Raw genomic sequence first — 14,803 nt, forward strand, 5'->3', positions numbered from 1 at the left:
TGTCCTATTGTTCCGATATTTACGTGGGGTTTAGTTCTTTCAAATTTAGCTTTTCCCATTTCTGTTTCCTCCTTTAAAAAATTATTATTTTTTGCCTTCCATTATCTTTTCGGCAACGCTCTTAGGTACTTCTTCGTAGTGGCTGAACTGGTACGAGTATACGCCTCGGCCTTGAGTCTTGCTTCTTAGGTCCGTTGCATATCCAAACATTTCGCTCAATGGCACAAAGCCTCTTATTACTTGAACGTTTCCTCTAGGATCCATACCTTCAATACGTCCTCTTCTTGAGTTAAGGTCTCCTATTACATCGCCCATGTAATCTTCAGGTACAGTGATTTCAATCTTGAAGATCGGCTCTAGAATTACCGGATTTGCTTTTTTACAGCCTTCCTTAAATGCCATCGATCCTGCAATCTTAAATGCCATCTCTGATGAGTCGACTTCGTGGTAAGAACCATCTACAAGGGTAGCTCGGAAGTCCAAAACAGGGTATCCTGCCAAAACACCGTTTTCCATTGCTTCCTGTATACCTTGATCAACCGGACCAATGTACTCTTTAGGTATGGAGCCTCCAACAACCTTGTTGACGAATTCGTATCCTTCGCCGGGCTCTCTAGGCTCAAGCTCAATCCATACATGTCCGTACTGACCTCTACCACCGGATTGTCTTGCAAATTTGCCTTCCACCTTGACAGCTTTTCGAATTGTTTCTCTATAAGCTACTTGAGGCTTTCCAACGTTTGCTTCGACTTTAAATTCTCTGAGCATCCTGTCTACGATTATGTCAAGATGAAGCTCGCCCATTCCTGAAATTATAGTTTGTCCTGTTTCAGGATCAGTAAACGTCTTGAATGTAGGATCTTCTTCAGCAAGTTTCTGGAGAGCTATGCTCATTTTGTCCTGTCCCGATTTTGTCTTAGGCTCTATGGCCACTGATATTACAGGCTCAGGGAATTCCATAGACTCAAGTATTACTGGGTTGGAATCTACGCAAAGAGTATCTCCCGTAGTCGTATCCTTAAGTCCTACCGCAGCAGCGATGTCTCCGGTATAAACCTTGTCTATTTCTTCTCTGTGATTGGCATGCATTTGAAGTATACGTCCGATTCTTTCCTTTTTACCCTTTGTAGAGTTGAAAACGTAAGAACCGGAGTTAAGCACGCCTGAATATACTCTAAAGAAAGCAAGCTTTCCAACAAAGGGGTCAGTCATGATCTTGAATGCAAGAGCCGAAAAAGGACCGCTGTCATCTGCTTTTCTTTCAATTTCTTCTTCTGTTTTAGGATCGATTCCCTTGATTGCAGGGACATCCAATGGTGAAGGCATATAAGCAACAACTGCATCTAGCATCGGCTGAACGCCTTTGTTCTTGTATGAAGACCCGCAAAGAACCGGAATCATGCTAACAGCCACAGTTGCTTTTCTGATAGCTCTAGCAATCTCTTCAGCGCTTATTTCTTCGCCCTCAAGGTATTTCATCATTAGTTCTTCATCGTAATCAGATACAGATTCAAGAAGCTTTTCTCTGTATTCCTCTGCAAGCTCTGCCATGTCTTCAGGAATTTGCACTACTTCGACGTCTTTTCCCTCGTCATCTTTATAGATGATCGCGTTCATTTGAACCAGATCAACCAGCCCAAGGAATGTATCTTCTTTTCCGATTGGAAGTTGTATAGGCACAGCATTCGCACCGAGTCTTTCTTTCATCATATCAATAACATTGTAAAAATCCGCACCTAGAATATCCATTTTGTTTACATAAGCCATTCTAGGAACTTTGTATTTGTCGGCTTGACGCCATACTGTTTCTGACTGAGGCTCAACCCCACCTTTTGCACAGAATACTGCAACTGATCCATCAAGTACACGTAGCGATCGTTCAACTTCCACTGTGAAGTCAACGTGTCCTGGTGTATCTATGATGTTTACCCTATGATTCTTCCACTGACAAGTAGTAGCGGCAGAGGTAATTGTAATACCTCTCTCCTGCTCCTGCTCCATCCAGTCCATCTGGGAAGCTCCTTCGTGAGTTTCTCCGATTTTATGAATCCTTCCGGAATAATACAATATTCTTTCGGTAGTGGTGGTTTTGCCTGCATCAATATGAGCCATAATTCCGATGTTTCTAGTCATTTCCAAACTAAATTCTCTTGACACAGTCTCCATCCTCTCTTAATACAAGAAACTAATCGTCTCTTTTTACCATCTATAATGTGCGAAAGCCTTGTTGGCTTCTGCCATTTTGTGAGTATCTTCTTTTTTCTTCACTGCTGCACCTGCGCTGTTGATAGCGTCCAACAGTTCAGCTGACAATCTTGCTTGCATTGTTTTTTCGTTTCTTGCTCTTGAGTATCTTACAAGCCATCTAAGTCCTAGAGCTTGTCTTCTTTCAGGTCTGATTTCAATCGGAACCTGGTAAGTCGCTCCACCTACTCTTCTTGCTTTAACCTCAAGTACAGGCATGATGTTGTTCAACGCCTCTTCAAAAACTTCCAATGCTTCTCTGCCTGTTTTTTCGGCAACTGTATCGAATGCTCCGTATACAATTCTCTGAGCTACTCCTTTTTTGCCGTCAAGCATAATGTTATTAACAAGTTTTGTTACCAAAACGCTATTGTACAGCGGATCTGGCAATACTTCTCTTTTTGGTACTGGTCCTTTTCTTGGCACTTTGCTTCCCTCCTTAATAATAAATTATTCATCGGTACTCGACTCGTCTAGTGCGCCGTCGTGCGTAATATCTATTTGTATATTATAAACACTGTCTATAATTCATAGTTATTGCACAATTATTTCTTTGTGGCTTTTGCACCGTACTTTGATCGAGCTTGTTGTCTGTTTTGCACTCCAGCAGTATCTAACGCTCCCCTGATGATTTTGTATCTAACACCAGGAAGGTCTTTGACTCTTCCACCTTTGATCAAAACGACGCTATGTTCCTGCAGGTTATGTCCGATTCCCGGAATGTATGCAGTAACCTCAGTTCCGTTTGTAAGTCTTACCCTAGCGATTTTTCTAAGCGCAGAGTTAGGCTTTTTAGGCGTAGTAGTTCTTACAGCTGTACAAACACCTCTCTTTTGAGGGTTGTTCTTAAGCGCAGGAGAGTCTGATTTGTATTCAACCTTTTCTCTTCCCTTTTTTACAAGCTGACTAATAGTTGGCATTTTTGTGTTGCACCTCCTTTTATTTTTATATATATAAGGCACTTAGCCTAATATCCGCAAAAACGGCCCCCTCTGTTGATGGAGGGGGAGTAAATAGCACTGACTATTCTTTTAACAGGGCCGCAGCTGCAGTTTTTCTTTCAATACCGCATGCCTGCCCCAAGTCTTCCATACTATCTACATAAATTATTTCAACATTGTTGTTTTTACAAGCGCTTTCCACTTCATCAGTGATGTGGCCGTCTGCATCTTTCGCCAAATAAACCAGCCTGGCTTCGTTGGCTTTAACAGTTTTTACAGTCTGTCTCGTGCCTACGACGACGATGCCTGCCTTAAGCTCATCGAGCATGATGTTTCCTCCTTTTGATGATCCAAGGATGCGCTAATAAATTTTATCACTAGCGCATCCCCCTGTCAACTATTTTATAGATCATCTATAATCACGTCTGAGATGTCAATTTCATCTATGGTTTCCGCTAAAGCGTCAATTTCGCCTTCTGACTCCTCGTCGTCAAGCTCAACTTCCCTGTATTTCTTTACTCCCGTTCCGGCAGGAACAAGTTTTCCAATTATTACATTTTCCTTGAGTCCTATTAGCGGATCCACCTTGCCTTTGATGGCAGCATCCGTAAGAACTCTGGTAGTCTCCTGGAACGATGCCGCAGACAGGAATGAATCAGTTGCCAAAGAGGCTTTGGTTATACCCATAAGAACTCTAGAAGCGGTCGCTGGCTCCAAACCTTCAGCGATTGCTCTTTCATTTTCTTCTTCAAATGCAAATATATCTACAAGGCTTCCCGGAAGCAGTTCAGTTTCTCCTGATTCTTCCACTTTCACCTTCCTAAGCATCTGCCTGGCAATCAATTCAATGTGCTTATCGCTGATATGTACTCCTTGGAGTCTGTATACCTTTTGAACTTCCTGAAGAATGTACTTTTGAACTCCGCCTATGCCTTTAATGCTTAGTATGTCGTTGGGATTGATAGAACCGTCGGTAATCTCATCACCAGCTTCGATTAGGTCACCGTCCCGAACCTTGAGTCTTGATCCATATGGAATGAGGTAGACTTTTTCTTCGCCATCCCCTAAAACAGCTAGTTCCTTTTTCTTCTTGGTTTCCCTCAACTCAACTTTACCGTCGATTTCCGAAATAATCGCAAGACCTTTAGGTTTTCGAGCCTCAAAAAGCTCCTCGACCCTTGGAAGACCTTGAGTTATATCATCCGCACTCGCTACACCACCGGTATGGAATGTACGCATCGTAAGCTGCGTTCCCGGCTCCCCGATTGACTGAGCCGCGATTATGCCTACTGCTTCTCCGGTTTGAACAGGCTCCCAAGTCGTCAGATCCACGCCATAGCACCTAGCGCAAACACCGACTCTTGATTGGCAGTTCGTTATGGAGCGTATGTTTACTTCCTTGATCCCCAGCTTCTCAATGTGCACCGACATCTTCTTGGTTATAATCGTATTTGCTTCAACCAACACTTCTCCCGTCTCAGGATTCTTGATGTCTTCAAAGGCGTACCTTCCTGCAATTCTGTCTTTCAGTGTTTCTATTATCTCCCCATTGTCGTCTATATCCTTTGCGATATAGCCTTTTGTGGTTCCACAATCGTCTTCTTTTATTATTACATCCTGACTGACGTCTACAAGCCTTCTCGTCAGGTAACCGGAATCTGCCGTTCTAAGCGCTGTATCAGCAAGACCTTTTCTTGCACCGTGTGTGGATATGAAAAACTCCAGCACGTTAAGCCCTTCTCTAAAGTTCGATCTGATAGGAAGCTCAATAATCTTTCCTGACGGACTGGCCATCAGACCACGCATTCCAGCAAGCTGTCTTATCTGGTTCTTGCTTCCTCTGGCTCCTGAATTGGCCATCATGTTGATAGGATTAAGGGGATCTAAATGCTCCATTAAAGCATCTGTGACCCGGTCAGTTGTATCATTCCAGATCTCAATAACCTTCTCATATCTTTCATCTTCAGAAATCAAACCTCTTCTAAAGAGTTTTTGAACTTTGTCGACTTCCACTTCAGCGGCTGCTAGCAACTCGGGTTTCTTGGAAGGGACCTCCATGTCGCTTACGCCTACGGTTATGGCTCCGATAGTAGAGTAATGGAAACCCATCCTTTTAATATTATCCAGCACTATGGATGTCTTAGTAGGTCCGTGTTTTTCGTAGCATTTTTCGACTATTTCCGACAATACCTTCTTGTCTACCGTAGTATCTATCTCCAGGTCGAATTCATCATCAAATGTTTCTCTTTCCACAAAACCAAGATCCTGTGGTATTATTTCGTTGAACAAGAATCTGCCCACCGTGCTTTCGATCAACCTTGAGTGTTTCTTTCCGTCAATCTCCCTGGTTATTCTAACCTTGACCATAGAATGAAGAGTTACTACTTTATTGTTATAAGCCATTTCCATTTCTTCTAGGTCTGCAAATACCTTGCCTTCGCCTTCTGCGCCGTCGATTGATATTGTAAGGTAGTAGGAACCGAGTATCATATCCTGGGTAGGACTGATTACCGGGCTTCCATCCTGGGGCTTGAGAATATTGTTCGCTGCAAGCATCAAGAATCTAGCTTCCGCCTGAGCTTCTACAGACAAAGGAACGTGTACCGCCATCTGATCTCCGTCGAAATCCGCATTGTAAGCGGTACAGACCAATGGGTGAAGCTTAATCGCCCTGCCTTCTACCAGCACCGGTTCAAAGGCCTGTATTCCAAGTCTATGAAGTGTCGGAGCACGGTTTAGAAGTACTGGATGCTCTCTGATGACTTCTTCAAGAACATCCCAGACTTCAGGTCTTAGTCTTTCGACCATCCTCTTGGCGCTTTTTATGTTTTGAGCGTATTTTTTTTGCACAAGCTCTCTCATTACAAATGGCTTGAACAATTCGATTGCCATTTCCTTAGGCAATCCACACTGGTACATCTTAAGCTCAGGGCCTACTACGATTACCGATCTTCCCGAGTAGTCAACCCTTTTACCCAAGAGATTTTGCCTAAATCTACCCTGTTTTCCTTTAAGCATGTCGCTCAATGATTTTAACGGTCTGTTTCCGGGGCCGGTAACCGGTCTTCCCCTTCTTCCATTGTCAATCAGAGCATCTACGGCTTCTTGAAGCATCCGCTTTTCGTTTTGAACTATTATGTCCGGAGCATCCAGGTCCAGAAGCCTTTTTAAACGATTGTTTCTGTTTATAACCCTTCTGTACAGATCATTAAGGTCACTGGTTGCAAATCTTCCGCCATCCAGCTGCACCATAGGCCTAAGCTCAGGTGGTATGACCGGAACGACTTCCATGATCATCCATTCTGGGTTGTTTCCGGAGGTTCTGAAGGCTTCAATAGCCTCAAGGCGCCTTACCGTACGAATCCTTTTTTGCCCGGTGCTCGTCTTAAGATCTTCTCTAAGTGTTTTTGACTCTTTTTCCAAATCAACCTGTGACAAAAGATCCTTAACCGCCTCCGCACCAATTGAAGCCTGGAATTCGTTTCCGTATTTTTCTTTATATTCCCTGTATTCTCTCTCACTTAAAAGCTGCTTTGGAGACAAAGGGGTGTTCCCCGGATTTGTTATTACGTATGCCGCAAAGTATATTATTTTTTCCAAAGACCTTGGAGACATTTCCAGTACCAGACCCATTCTGCTGGGTATGCCCTTGAAATACCATATATGTGAGACTGGGGCAGCAAGTTCGATATGCCCCATCCTCTCTCTTCTGACTTTGGATCTAGTTACTTCCACTCCGCAGTTTTCGCATACTATTCCCTTATATCTGACTCTTTTATATTTACCGCAATGACACTCCCAATCTTTGGTGGGACCAAAGATTTTTTCACAAAACAGACCTTCTTTTTCCGGCTTTAGCGTTCGGTAATTTATCGTCTCCGGTTTTTTTACTTCCCCTTTTGACCACTCTCTGATTTTTTCAGGAGAAGCCAGGCCGATTTTAATTGATTTAAAATCAAAAAATTCATTCAAGGAGCTTCTCTCCCTTCTATAATAATTTATATTCCAGATTATCCATATGATCAGATGTCAAAATCATCTTCCAAATCGTCCATCATGGTGTCTACATCGAAATCATTCTCTTCAACCTCTTCTTCGATAAAACCTTCAGGAGCCTCTTCCTCGTATTCTCTACTGATTATGTCTACCCCGAAATTATCTAAAGAATCTGGTTCGACTCTTTCCTCCTCGATTTCCAGGATGTCCTCGTTCTCACTGAGAACCGCTACATCCAAAGACAAGCTCTGAAGCTCTTTGATAAGTACTTTAAAGGACTCAGGAACACCTGGAGTTGGTATGTTTTCACCTTTTACTATCGCTTCATAGGCTTTTACCCTACCAACGACATCATCTGATTTAACCGTAAGAATCTCCTGTAGCGTATGAGCTGCCCCATAGGCTTCCAGTGCCCATACTTCCATCTCCCCGAAACGCTGACCACCGAACTGGGCTTTTCCTCCCAGTGGTTGCTGAGTTACTAGGGAGTAAGGTCCTGTGGATCTCGCATGCATCTTGTCGTCTACCAAGTGATGCAGCTTAAGTATATACATGTATCCCACTGTTACGTCATTGTCAAAAGGCTCTCCTGTCCTTCCGTCGTGAAGAGTTATCTTTCCATTACGATTGTAATCTGCCTGCTCAAGTATATCCATTATGTCATTTTCATTTGCGCCGTCAAAAACAGGAGTGGCAATTTTCCATCCCAAGGCTTTTGCAGCAAGACCCAAGTGGACCTCAAGCACCTGACCGATATTCATCCTTGATGGCACTCCAAGAGGGTTTAATACTATTTCAACCGGAGTCCCATCTGGCATGAAAGGCATATCCTCTTCAGGAAGTATTCTGGATATTACACCTTTGTTCCCATGTCGCCCTGCCATTTTATCTCCTACTGAGATTTTTCTCTTGCTGGCAACATAAACCCTGACAAGCTGGTTAACTCCGGGCTTTAGGTCTTCATCCTTGTTTTCTCTGGAGAACACTTTCACGTCCACCACGATACCGGATTCACCATGAGGAACTCTTAAAGACGTATCCCTGACTTCTCTGGCTTTTTCACCGAAGATAGCTCTAAGAAGCTTTTCTTCCGCCGTAAGCTCCGTTTCACCTTTTGGCGTTACCTTGCCTACCAGAATATCTTCTGAGTTGACCTCCGCTCCGATTCTGATTATTCCTCTTTCGTCCAGATTCTTAAGGGCATCTTCTCCAACGTTGGGGATATCCCTTGTGATTTCTTCCGGACCAAGTTTTGTCTCTCTCGCTTCAGATTCGTATTCCTCAATATGTATTGAAGTAAAGACATCCTCTTTAACTAGCTTTTCGCTTATTAGTATGGCATCCTCGTAGTTGTAACCTTCCCATGTCATAAATGCTATGAGGATATTTCTGCCAAGAGCTATTTCACCATTGTCAGTAGATGGTCCATCGGCAAGTATCTGCCCTTTATGAACTACCTCTCCTTTTTCAACGATAGGCCTTTGATTGACACAGGTTCCCTGGTTGCTTCTTTTGAATTTAAGTATGGTGTATTTATCCAGCTGCTTGTCGTCTCTTCTAATGTGTATTTCGGTTGCCGTTACTTTTTCGACCACGCCTGGGTGCTTGGCAAGGACGCAAACTCCGGAATCCTTGGCTGCAGTATGCTCAATCCCCGTTCCTATAACAGGAGATTCCGGCTTTAAAAGCGGAACTGCCTGTCTTTGCATGTTCGATCCCATCAACGCTCTGTTGGCATCGTCATTTTCAAGGAAAGGAATCATCGATGTGGCTACCGAAACGATCTGCTTGGGAGATATGTCCATGTAGTCAACCTTCTCTGGCGATACTGTTACAAAGTCCCTTTTAAGTCCGGCCCTGCCTGTAACTTTGTCTCTTGAAAACCTCTTATTTTCGTCCAAGGGCTCATTTGCCTGCGCTATAGTGTATTTTCCTTCTTCATCTGCAGGCAGATACACTATTTCATCGCTCACTATTCCATCATTGACCTTTAGGTAAGGAGCTTCTATAAAGCCGTATTCATTAACCCTTGCGTATGTACTTAAAGATCCAATCAACCCGATGTTTGGTCCCTCAGGTGTTTCTATCGGACACATCCTGCCGTAGTGGGAATGGTGAACGTCTCTAACTTCGAAACCGGCTCTTTCTCTGCTCAGTCCTCCCGGTCCAAGGGCAGAAAGCCTTCTCTTATGAGTAAGCTCCGCTAAAGGATTTGTCTGGTCCATGAACTGAGAAAGCTGTGAGCTTCCGAAAAATTCCTTCACCGAGGCGTTAACAGGTCTTATGTTTATAAGGCCTTGAGGTGTTATTGCCTCATTGCCCTGTATCGTCATTCTTTCTTTAACTACTCTTTCCATCCTGGACAGACCTATTCTGAATTGGTTTTGCAAAAGCTCGCCAACACTTCTAAGGCGTCTGTTGCCTAAGTGGTCTATGTCGTCAATTTTGCCTATTCCATAATTAAGGCCCAAGTTGTAGCTGATAGACGCGAAGATATCCTGAATCAGAACATGTTTGGGAATGAGCTCATCCATCCTCTTTTCAAATTCATCTTTCATTTCCTCCGGAGACTTGTCTGAGCTTAAAATTTCTTCCAGGACATATGAATTTACGAGTTCGTCGACCCTGTCTTTGTCGTACTCAAAAGGAAGGTTCTGCTTTGAAATATCCACAAAACCATTGCCTACTACTTTAAATTCTTTATCTTCCAATAAGATAATTACCTTGTCTATGCCGGCGTTTTGTATTTCCCATGCTGTTGCCTCATCCGCTATAGAGCCCGCCTCGCAAATCAGCTCACCTGTCGCCGGGTGGAAAATGTCGTCTTTGATTTTTCTTCCAGTTATCCTGCCTGCAAGAGCAAGCTTTTTGTTGAATTTAAATCTTCCGACCTTTGCCAAATCATATCTTCTAGGATCAAAAAACATGCTGTTCAGAAGAGATTCCGCACTATCTACAGTAGGAGGCTCGCCTGGTCGCAGTCTTTTATAGACCTCAAGCAGTCCTTCTTCTCTGGTTTCAGTCGCATCTTTTTCAAGAGTCGCCAAAAGTCTCGTATCCTCACCAAAATAATCCAGTATCTGAGCTCTGGTTCCAAGGCCAAAAGCTTTCAGCAATACTGAAATAGGAAGTTTTCTTGTTCGGTCAACTCTTACATATAAAATGTCATTCGAGTCTGTCTCGTACTCAAGCCAAGCGCCTCTATTTGGAATAACCTGTGAAGAATACAAAGGTTTCCCTGTCTTGTCAAGCTCTTCAGAGTAATAGGTTCCCGGAGATCTAACCAGCTGACTTACAATTACCCTTTCGGCTCCATTTATTATAAATGTGCCGTTTTCAGTCATAAGTGGAAAGTCCGCCATAAAAACGCTCTGCTCTTTGACTTCAGCAGTCTCCTTGTTTATAAGTCTCACCTTTACCTTTAAAGATGTTGCATAAGTCGCATCTCTTTCCTTGCACTCCGCCTCGCTATATTTAGGCTCGCCATCCAGACTGTAATCAATAAATTCGAGAATCAAGTTTCCCGTGTAATCCATAATCGGAGAAATATCTTGAAAGACCTCTTTCAAGCCCTTCTCCAGGAACCAGTCATAGGATCTTTTCTGAATAGCTATCAGATTTGGAATGTCCAACACTTCATTGATTTTAGAAAAGCTCATTCTGGTATTTTTGCCTACTTTTACAGGATGCACCATCCTTCATTCACCCCTCGCTTATAAAGTAAAAAGCCAAAAGCCTAAGTAATTTTTTTTTATTTAATTTACTCGCTTTTGGTTGATGTTGCTATTAGTATATTTTTATGTCATCGCAATGTTAGCACATTGCGGTTGTGAAAAAATCTTTTGATGCAATTTACAATGCTATCATATCGGCTTTTCTTTGTCAATAGGATTTTATTATTTTTACGGCCCGAATCTTTTTCGGAACATAAAAATAAGCGGGTTTGCACCCGCTTATCCGACATATCAAAATTATTTAACTTCTACAGATCCGCCAACTTCTTCAACTTTAGCTTTGATTTGCTCAGCTTCTTCTTTACTAGCAGCTTCTTTGATTGCTTTAGGAGCATTGTCTACCAATTCTTTTGCTTCTTTAAGACCAAGACCTGTAAGCTCTCTTACAACCTTGATTACTTTAATTTTTTGGTCTCCCGCAGAAGTCAACACTACGTCAAACTCAGTTTTTTCTTCTGCTTCTTCAGCAGCAGCAGCAGCTGGAGCAGCAGCCATTGCTACAGGAGCAGCTGCGCTTACGCCGAACTCTTCTTCAAGAGCCTTTACCAATTCAGATAGTTCCAATACAGTCATATTTTTTACTTCTTCGATCATTTGAGTTACTTTTTCACTTGCCATTTTTATAAACCTCCGTTTTATCTTCTTTTTAGTTTTTTTGTTTTTACCTTGAATAATTAAGCTGTAGCTTCTTTTTGTTCCTGGACTTGGTTAAGCACTCTTGCCAGACCACTGATATTCGCTTGAAGAACTCCAACGAATCCTGCAATGGGAGCATTCAAGCCGCCAAGTACTTTCGCCACAAGAACTTCTTTCGGCGGTAGATCTGCAAGGTCTTTTATCTCTTCTGCAGAGATAATCTTTCCTCCTACCAAACCACCTTTTACTTCCATGGCCTTGTGTTTCTTGGAAAATTCCATTACGATCTTTGCAGCCGCAACCGGATCTTCATTGCTGAATGCAACCGCTGTAGGTCCGGTCAAATGCTCCATCAAGCCTTCATTGCCGGTTTCTTTTGCTGCAAATCTCATCATTGTGTTTTTATATACTTTGTAGTCAACCGATTCTTTTCTTGCAATGCTTCTGAACTCATCAAGCTCTTCAACATTCAGTCCACGGTAGTCTACCAAGACAACACTTTGAGCACTCTGAAACTTCTCAACTATCTCTTTTACCACTTCTGCTTTTAAATCTCTGTTTGACACTATTGTCCACCTCCTTATATAAACTCCACCCTATCAATAAAAAAAACTCTCTTTGCGCCGAGGCATACAAAGAGAGCATGAATTCATACTGTAATGTATAACCTCGATAGGGTATTAAGCTTGCGCACCTATTGTCTTCGGTTGAATCTTTATTTTAAATCACATGAATTATATCATCACGCAATAAGCTTGTCAAGTTTTATTATATCTTCGCAGGGTTGATTTTTATTCCAGGTCCCATTGTGCTTGTGATGGTAACGCTTCGGAAGTAGGTTCCTTTTGAAGATGCAGGCTTGGCTTTTTTTATTGCATCTAGCAGTACGCTCAAGTTCTCGTTAAGCTGCTCTTGAGTAAAAGAAGCTTTTCCTACCGGAACGTGGATGATGTTGGTCTTGTCCAGTCTGTACTCAACCTTACCTGCTTTGATATCGGAAACAGCTTTTGCAACTTCAAAGGTTACTGTCCCTGATTTTGGGTTTGGCATAAGCCCTTTTGGTCCAAGTACTCTTCCTAGTCTTCCTACAACTCCCATCATGTCAGGTGTTGCAACGACCACATCGAAGTCAAACCAGTTTTCTTTTGTAATTTTTTCTACCATATCTTCAGCGCCTACATAATCAGCACCCGCCTGAGTAGCCTCAGTCGCTTTGTCACCTTTGGCAAAAACTAAGACTTTTACGCTTTTTCCTGTTCCATGTGGAAGCACGATTGCTCCACGGACTTGTTGGTCCGCGTGTCTTGAGTCTACGCCAAGTTTTATGTGAGCTTCAACAGTCTCATCAAATTTAGCTGTAGCTGTCTTTTTTACCGACTCGACTGCTTCGTCTAAGTCATATAGCTTTTGTCTGTCTACAAGCTTCATTTTTTCTTGGTAATTTTTTCCTCTTTTCATAATTCCCTCCTCGTGGTATTAGCGGATATTCCTCCCACTTTGTTTTACTCTTCTACAACTACGCCCATGCTTCTTGCAGTTCCCGCGATCATTCTCATCGCTGATTCAACTGAAGACGCGTTTAGGTCGGGCATTTTAAGCTCAGCAATCTCTCTTACCTTGTCTTGGCTTATGGTCGCTACCTTTTGCTTGTTTGGCACTCCTGAACCGCTTTCTATTCCAACTGCCTTTTTTATAAGAACAGCAGCCGGCGGAGTTTTAGTGATGAAACTGAAAGTTCTGTCTTGGTACACAGTAATTACTACCGGTATGATCATTCCCGCTTCATTGGCGGTTTTTGCGTTGAACTCCTTGCAAAATCCCATGATGTTTACACCGTGCTGACCCAATGCAGGTCCAACTGGTGGTGCCGGTGTAGCTTTGCCTGCAGGTATTTGCAGCTTTATCAATCCTATAACTTTTTTAGCCATGTCTTTTACACCTCCCTGTGTGTCTTGGTTATTTGTTTATCTTTTATCCCATGAAATTCATGGACTAAAATTTTGCCACTTGGGTAAACTCCAGTTCTGCCGGGGTTTCCCTGCCGAACATAGATATGTTTACTTTCACTTTTTGTTTCTCGTGGTTAATTTCTTCCACTATGCCTGCAAAGCCTTCCAATGGTCCGTCTTGAACCTTGACGTTGTCTCCAACCTTCAAGTCTATTTGAGGAAGCTTTTCCTTGATGCCCATACTCTTAAGCTCGTTTTTTGACAAAGGCACCGGTTTTGAGGCAGGGCCTACGAAGCCGGTAACTCCACGTGTGTTTCTAACCACATACCAAGACTCGTCTGTCATTATCATCTTCACTAGGATATAACCCGGGAAAACTTTCTTTTGACTTACTTTCCTCTTGCCGTTTTTAATTTCTTCTACATCCTGCATCGGAACGCAAACCTCAAAAATTTGATCCTGCATATTCCTGTTTTCGACAGCCGCCTCTATATTGGCTTTGACCTTGTTTTCGTATCCGGAATATGTATGCGCGACATACCATTTCGCTTCTTCAATTTGATTCATATAAACTAACCCTCTTTATCTTATGATCAATGCCAGCAATCCACCCAAACCCGCGTCAATAACATATACAATCAACGTCAAAATAAAGACGATGCCCAAGACAACGGATGTGTGCTGCATCAATTCATTTTTTGTAGGCCATGTCACTTTTTTAAGTTCAGCCCCGACGCCTTTTACAAAGGCAGTGAATCTTTTGATCAGTCCGGGTTTTTTAACTTTTTCTTTTCTTACTTCTTTTTCGCTTTTAGCCATTCTTTCACTTCCCTATACTAAAAATAAGGTTCCTTATTTTGTTTCCTTGTGTGATGTGTGCTTTTTGCAAAACTTGCAGTACTTGCTCATCTCAAGTCTTTCAGGGTCATTTTTTTTGTTTTTCATAGTATGATAATTTCTTTGCTTGCATTCTGTACAAGCCAAAGTGACTTTCACTCTCATGACGACACCTCCTACTTTTTATAAAACATCCTTTTATCTTTGTCCTTTTTAAGGCGCACTAACCCAATTCTGATTGTACTAATAAAAAATATCACAATTGATATGCCCTGTCAATATAATTTTCTTCAACTAAAAAAAGGCCCAAAGCCCTTTTCTCATAAGACAGCTTAGTTATTATACCACAACCTGCGACTTATGAAAACTCTTTTTGATGTTTTTTTGTGGGTTCCTTAGCTAATATAAGGGCGCCCTATGGGCGCCCCTCATAATTCCATGGATTACTCCATGATTTCTGCTACT

Annotated in this window: 13 protein-coding genes and 1 other annotated feature; all 13 genes read right to left on the minus strand. The window is 42.4% G+C overall.

Annotated elements, in window-relative coordinates; genetic code table 11:
* Positions 1 to 84 precede the first annotated feature (84 nt).
* The 13 genes from fusA to rpmG all read right to left on the minus strand — a co-directional run bounded on the left by fusA (position 85) and on the right by rpmG (position 14,503).
* Positions 85 to 2,157, minus strand: coding sequence for an elongation factor G (gene fusA / locus BUB93_RS10890; protein ID WP_073272147.1), 2,073 nt, complete (start codon positions 2,155 to 2,157; stop codon positions 85 to 87).
* A gap of 42 nt (positions 2,158 to 2,199) precedes the next feature.
* Positions 2,200 to 2,670: a 30S ribosomal protein S7 gene (gene rpsG / locus BUB93_RS10895; RefSeq protein ID WP_073272150.1), complete on the minus strand. Its 471-nt coding sequence runs from the start codon at positions 2,668 to 2,670 to the stop codon at positions 2,200 to 2,202.
* A gap of 119 nt (positions 2,671 to 2,789) precedes the next feature.
* The gene (gene rpsL / locus BUB93_RS10900) at positions 2,790 to 3,164 is read right to left on the minus strand and encodes a 30S ribosomal protein S12 (protein WP_073272153.1); all 375 of its coding nucleotides are present in this window, start codon (positions 3,162 to 3,164) and stop codon (positions 2,790 to 2,792) included.
* Positions 3,165 to 3,267: 103 nt separating this feature from the next.
* On the minus strand, positions 3,268 to 3,513 hold the full coding sequence (locus BUB93_RS10905) for a ribosomal L7Ae/L30e/S12e/Gadd45 family protein (protein WP_073272156.1): 246 nt from the start codon (positions 3,511 to 3,513) through the stop codon (positions 3,268 to 3,270).
* Between the two features lie 74 nt (positions 3,514 to 3,587).
* A complete protein-coding gene (gene rpoC / locus BUB93_RS10910; protein WP_073272159.1) occupies positions 3,588 to 7,157 on the minus strand; it encodes a DNA-directed RNA polymerase subunit beta' in 3,570 nt (1,189 codons plus the stop codon).
* Between the two features lie 50 nt (positions 7,158 to 7,207).
* A complete protein-coding gene (rpoB, locus tag BUB93_RS10915) occupies positions 7,208 to 10,876 on the minus strand; it encodes a DNA-directed RNA polymerase subunit beta (RefSeq protein ID WP_073272162.1) in 3,669 nt (1,222 codons plus the stop codon).
* Positions 10,877 to 11,152: 276 nt separating this feature from the next.
* On the minus strand, positions 11,153 to 11,533 hold the full coding sequence (gene rplL, locus BUB93_RS10920) for a 50S ribosomal protein L7/L12 (RefSeq protein WP_073272165.1): 381 nt from the start codon (positions 11,531 to 11,533) through the stop codon (positions 11,153 to 11,155).
* Positions 11,534 to 11,589: 56 nt separating this feature from the next.
* Positions 11,590 to 12,117 carry a 50S ribosomal protein L10 gene (gene rplJ / locus BUB93_RS10925; RefSeq protein WP_341465290.1) on the minus strand — a complete coding sequence of 176 codons (528 nt, stop codon included), beginning with the start codon at positions 12,115 to 12,117 and terminating at the stop codon, positions 11,590 to 11,592.
* A 30-nt stretch (positions 12,118 to 12,147) separates the two neighbouring features.
* Positions 12,148 to 12,276, minus strand: a sequence feature (ribosomal protein L10 leader region).
* A gap of 43 nt (positions 12,277 to 12,319) precedes the next feature.
* The gene (gene rplA, locus BUB93_RS10930) at positions 12,320 to 13,009 is read right to left on the minus strand and encodes a 50S ribosomal protein L1 (protein WP_073272170.1); all 690 of its coding nucleotides are present in this window, start codon (positions 13,007 to 13,009) and stop codon (positions 12,320 to 12,322) included.
* Between the two features lie 44 nt (positions 13,010 to 13,053).
* A complete protein-coding gene (gene rplK / locus BUB93_RS10935) occupies positions 13,054 to 13,479 on the minus strand; it encodes a 50S ribosomal protein L11 (protein ID WP_073272174.1) in 426 nt (141 codons plus the stop codon).
* 64 nt (positions 13,480 to 13,543) lie between these two features.
* Positions 13,544 to 14,068 carry a transcription termination/antitermination protein NusG gene (gene nusG / locus BUB93_RS10940; protein ID WP_073272177.1) on the minus strand — a complete coding sequence of 175 codons (525 nt, stop codon included), beginning with the start codon at positions 14,066 to 14,068 and terminating at the stop codon, positions 13,544 to 13,546.
* A gap of 15 nt (positions 14,069 to 14,083) precedes the next feature.
* Positions 14,084 to 14,320, minus strand: coding sequence for a preprotein translocase subunit SecE (gene secE, locus BUB93_RS10945; protein WP_073272179.1), 237 nt, complete (start codon positions 14,318 to 14,320; stop codon positions 14,084 to 14,086).
* Between the two features lie 33 nt (positions 14,321 to 14,353).
* Entirely contained in the window at positions 14,354 to 14,503 is a 150-nt protein-coding gene (rpmG, locus tag BUB93_RS10950) for a 50S ribosomal protein L33 (RefSeq protein WP_073272182.1), read from the minus strand.
* Between the last annotated feature and the right edge of the window lie 300 nt (positions 14,504 to 14,803).

The sequence above is a fragment of the Alkalibacter saccharofermentans DSM 14828 genome (assembly GCF_900128885.1).
GTDB classification, from domain to species: Bacteria; Bacillota; Clostridia; order Eubacteriales; family Alkalibacteraceae; genus Alkalibacter; species Alkalibacter saccharofermentans.

Bases quoted from the DNA above. Each gene is read 5' to 3' on its own strand.
- rplA (WP_073272170.1), bottom strand. From the start codon at position 13,009: ATGAAAAGAGGAAAAAATTACCAAGAAAAAATGAAGCTTGTAGACAGA.
- nusG (WP_073272177.1), bottom strand. From the start codon at position 14,068: ATGAATCAAATTGAAGAAGCGAAATGGTATGTCGCGCATACATATTCC.
- rpsL (WP_073272153.1), bottom strand. From the start codon at position 3,164: ATGCCAACTATTAGTCAGCTTGTAAAAAAGGGAAGAGAAAAGGTTGAA.
- BUB93_RS10905 (WP_073272156.1), bottom strand. From the start codon at position 3,513: ATGCTCGATGAGCTTAAGGCAGGCATCGTCGTCGTAGGCACGAGACAG.
- secE (WP_073272179.1), bottom strand. From the start codon at position 14,320: ATGGCTAAAAGCGAAAAAGAAGTAAGAAAAGAAAAAGTTAAAAAACCC.
- rpmG (WP_073272182.1), bottom strand. From the start codon at position 14,503: ATGAGAGTGAAAGTCACTTTGGCTTGTACAGAATGCAAGCAAAGAAAT.
- rplL (WP_073272165.1), bottom strand. From the start codon at position 11,533: ATGGCAAGTGAAAAAGTAACTCAAATGATCGAAGAAGTAAAAAATATG.
- rplK (WP_073272174.1), bottom strand. From the start codon at position 13,479: ATGGCTAAAAAAGTTATAGGATTGATAAAGCTGCAAATACCTGCAGGC.
- rpoB (WP_073272162.1), bottom strand. From the start codon at position 10,876: ATGGTGCATCCTGTAAAAGTAGGCAAAAATACCAGAATGAGCTTTTCT.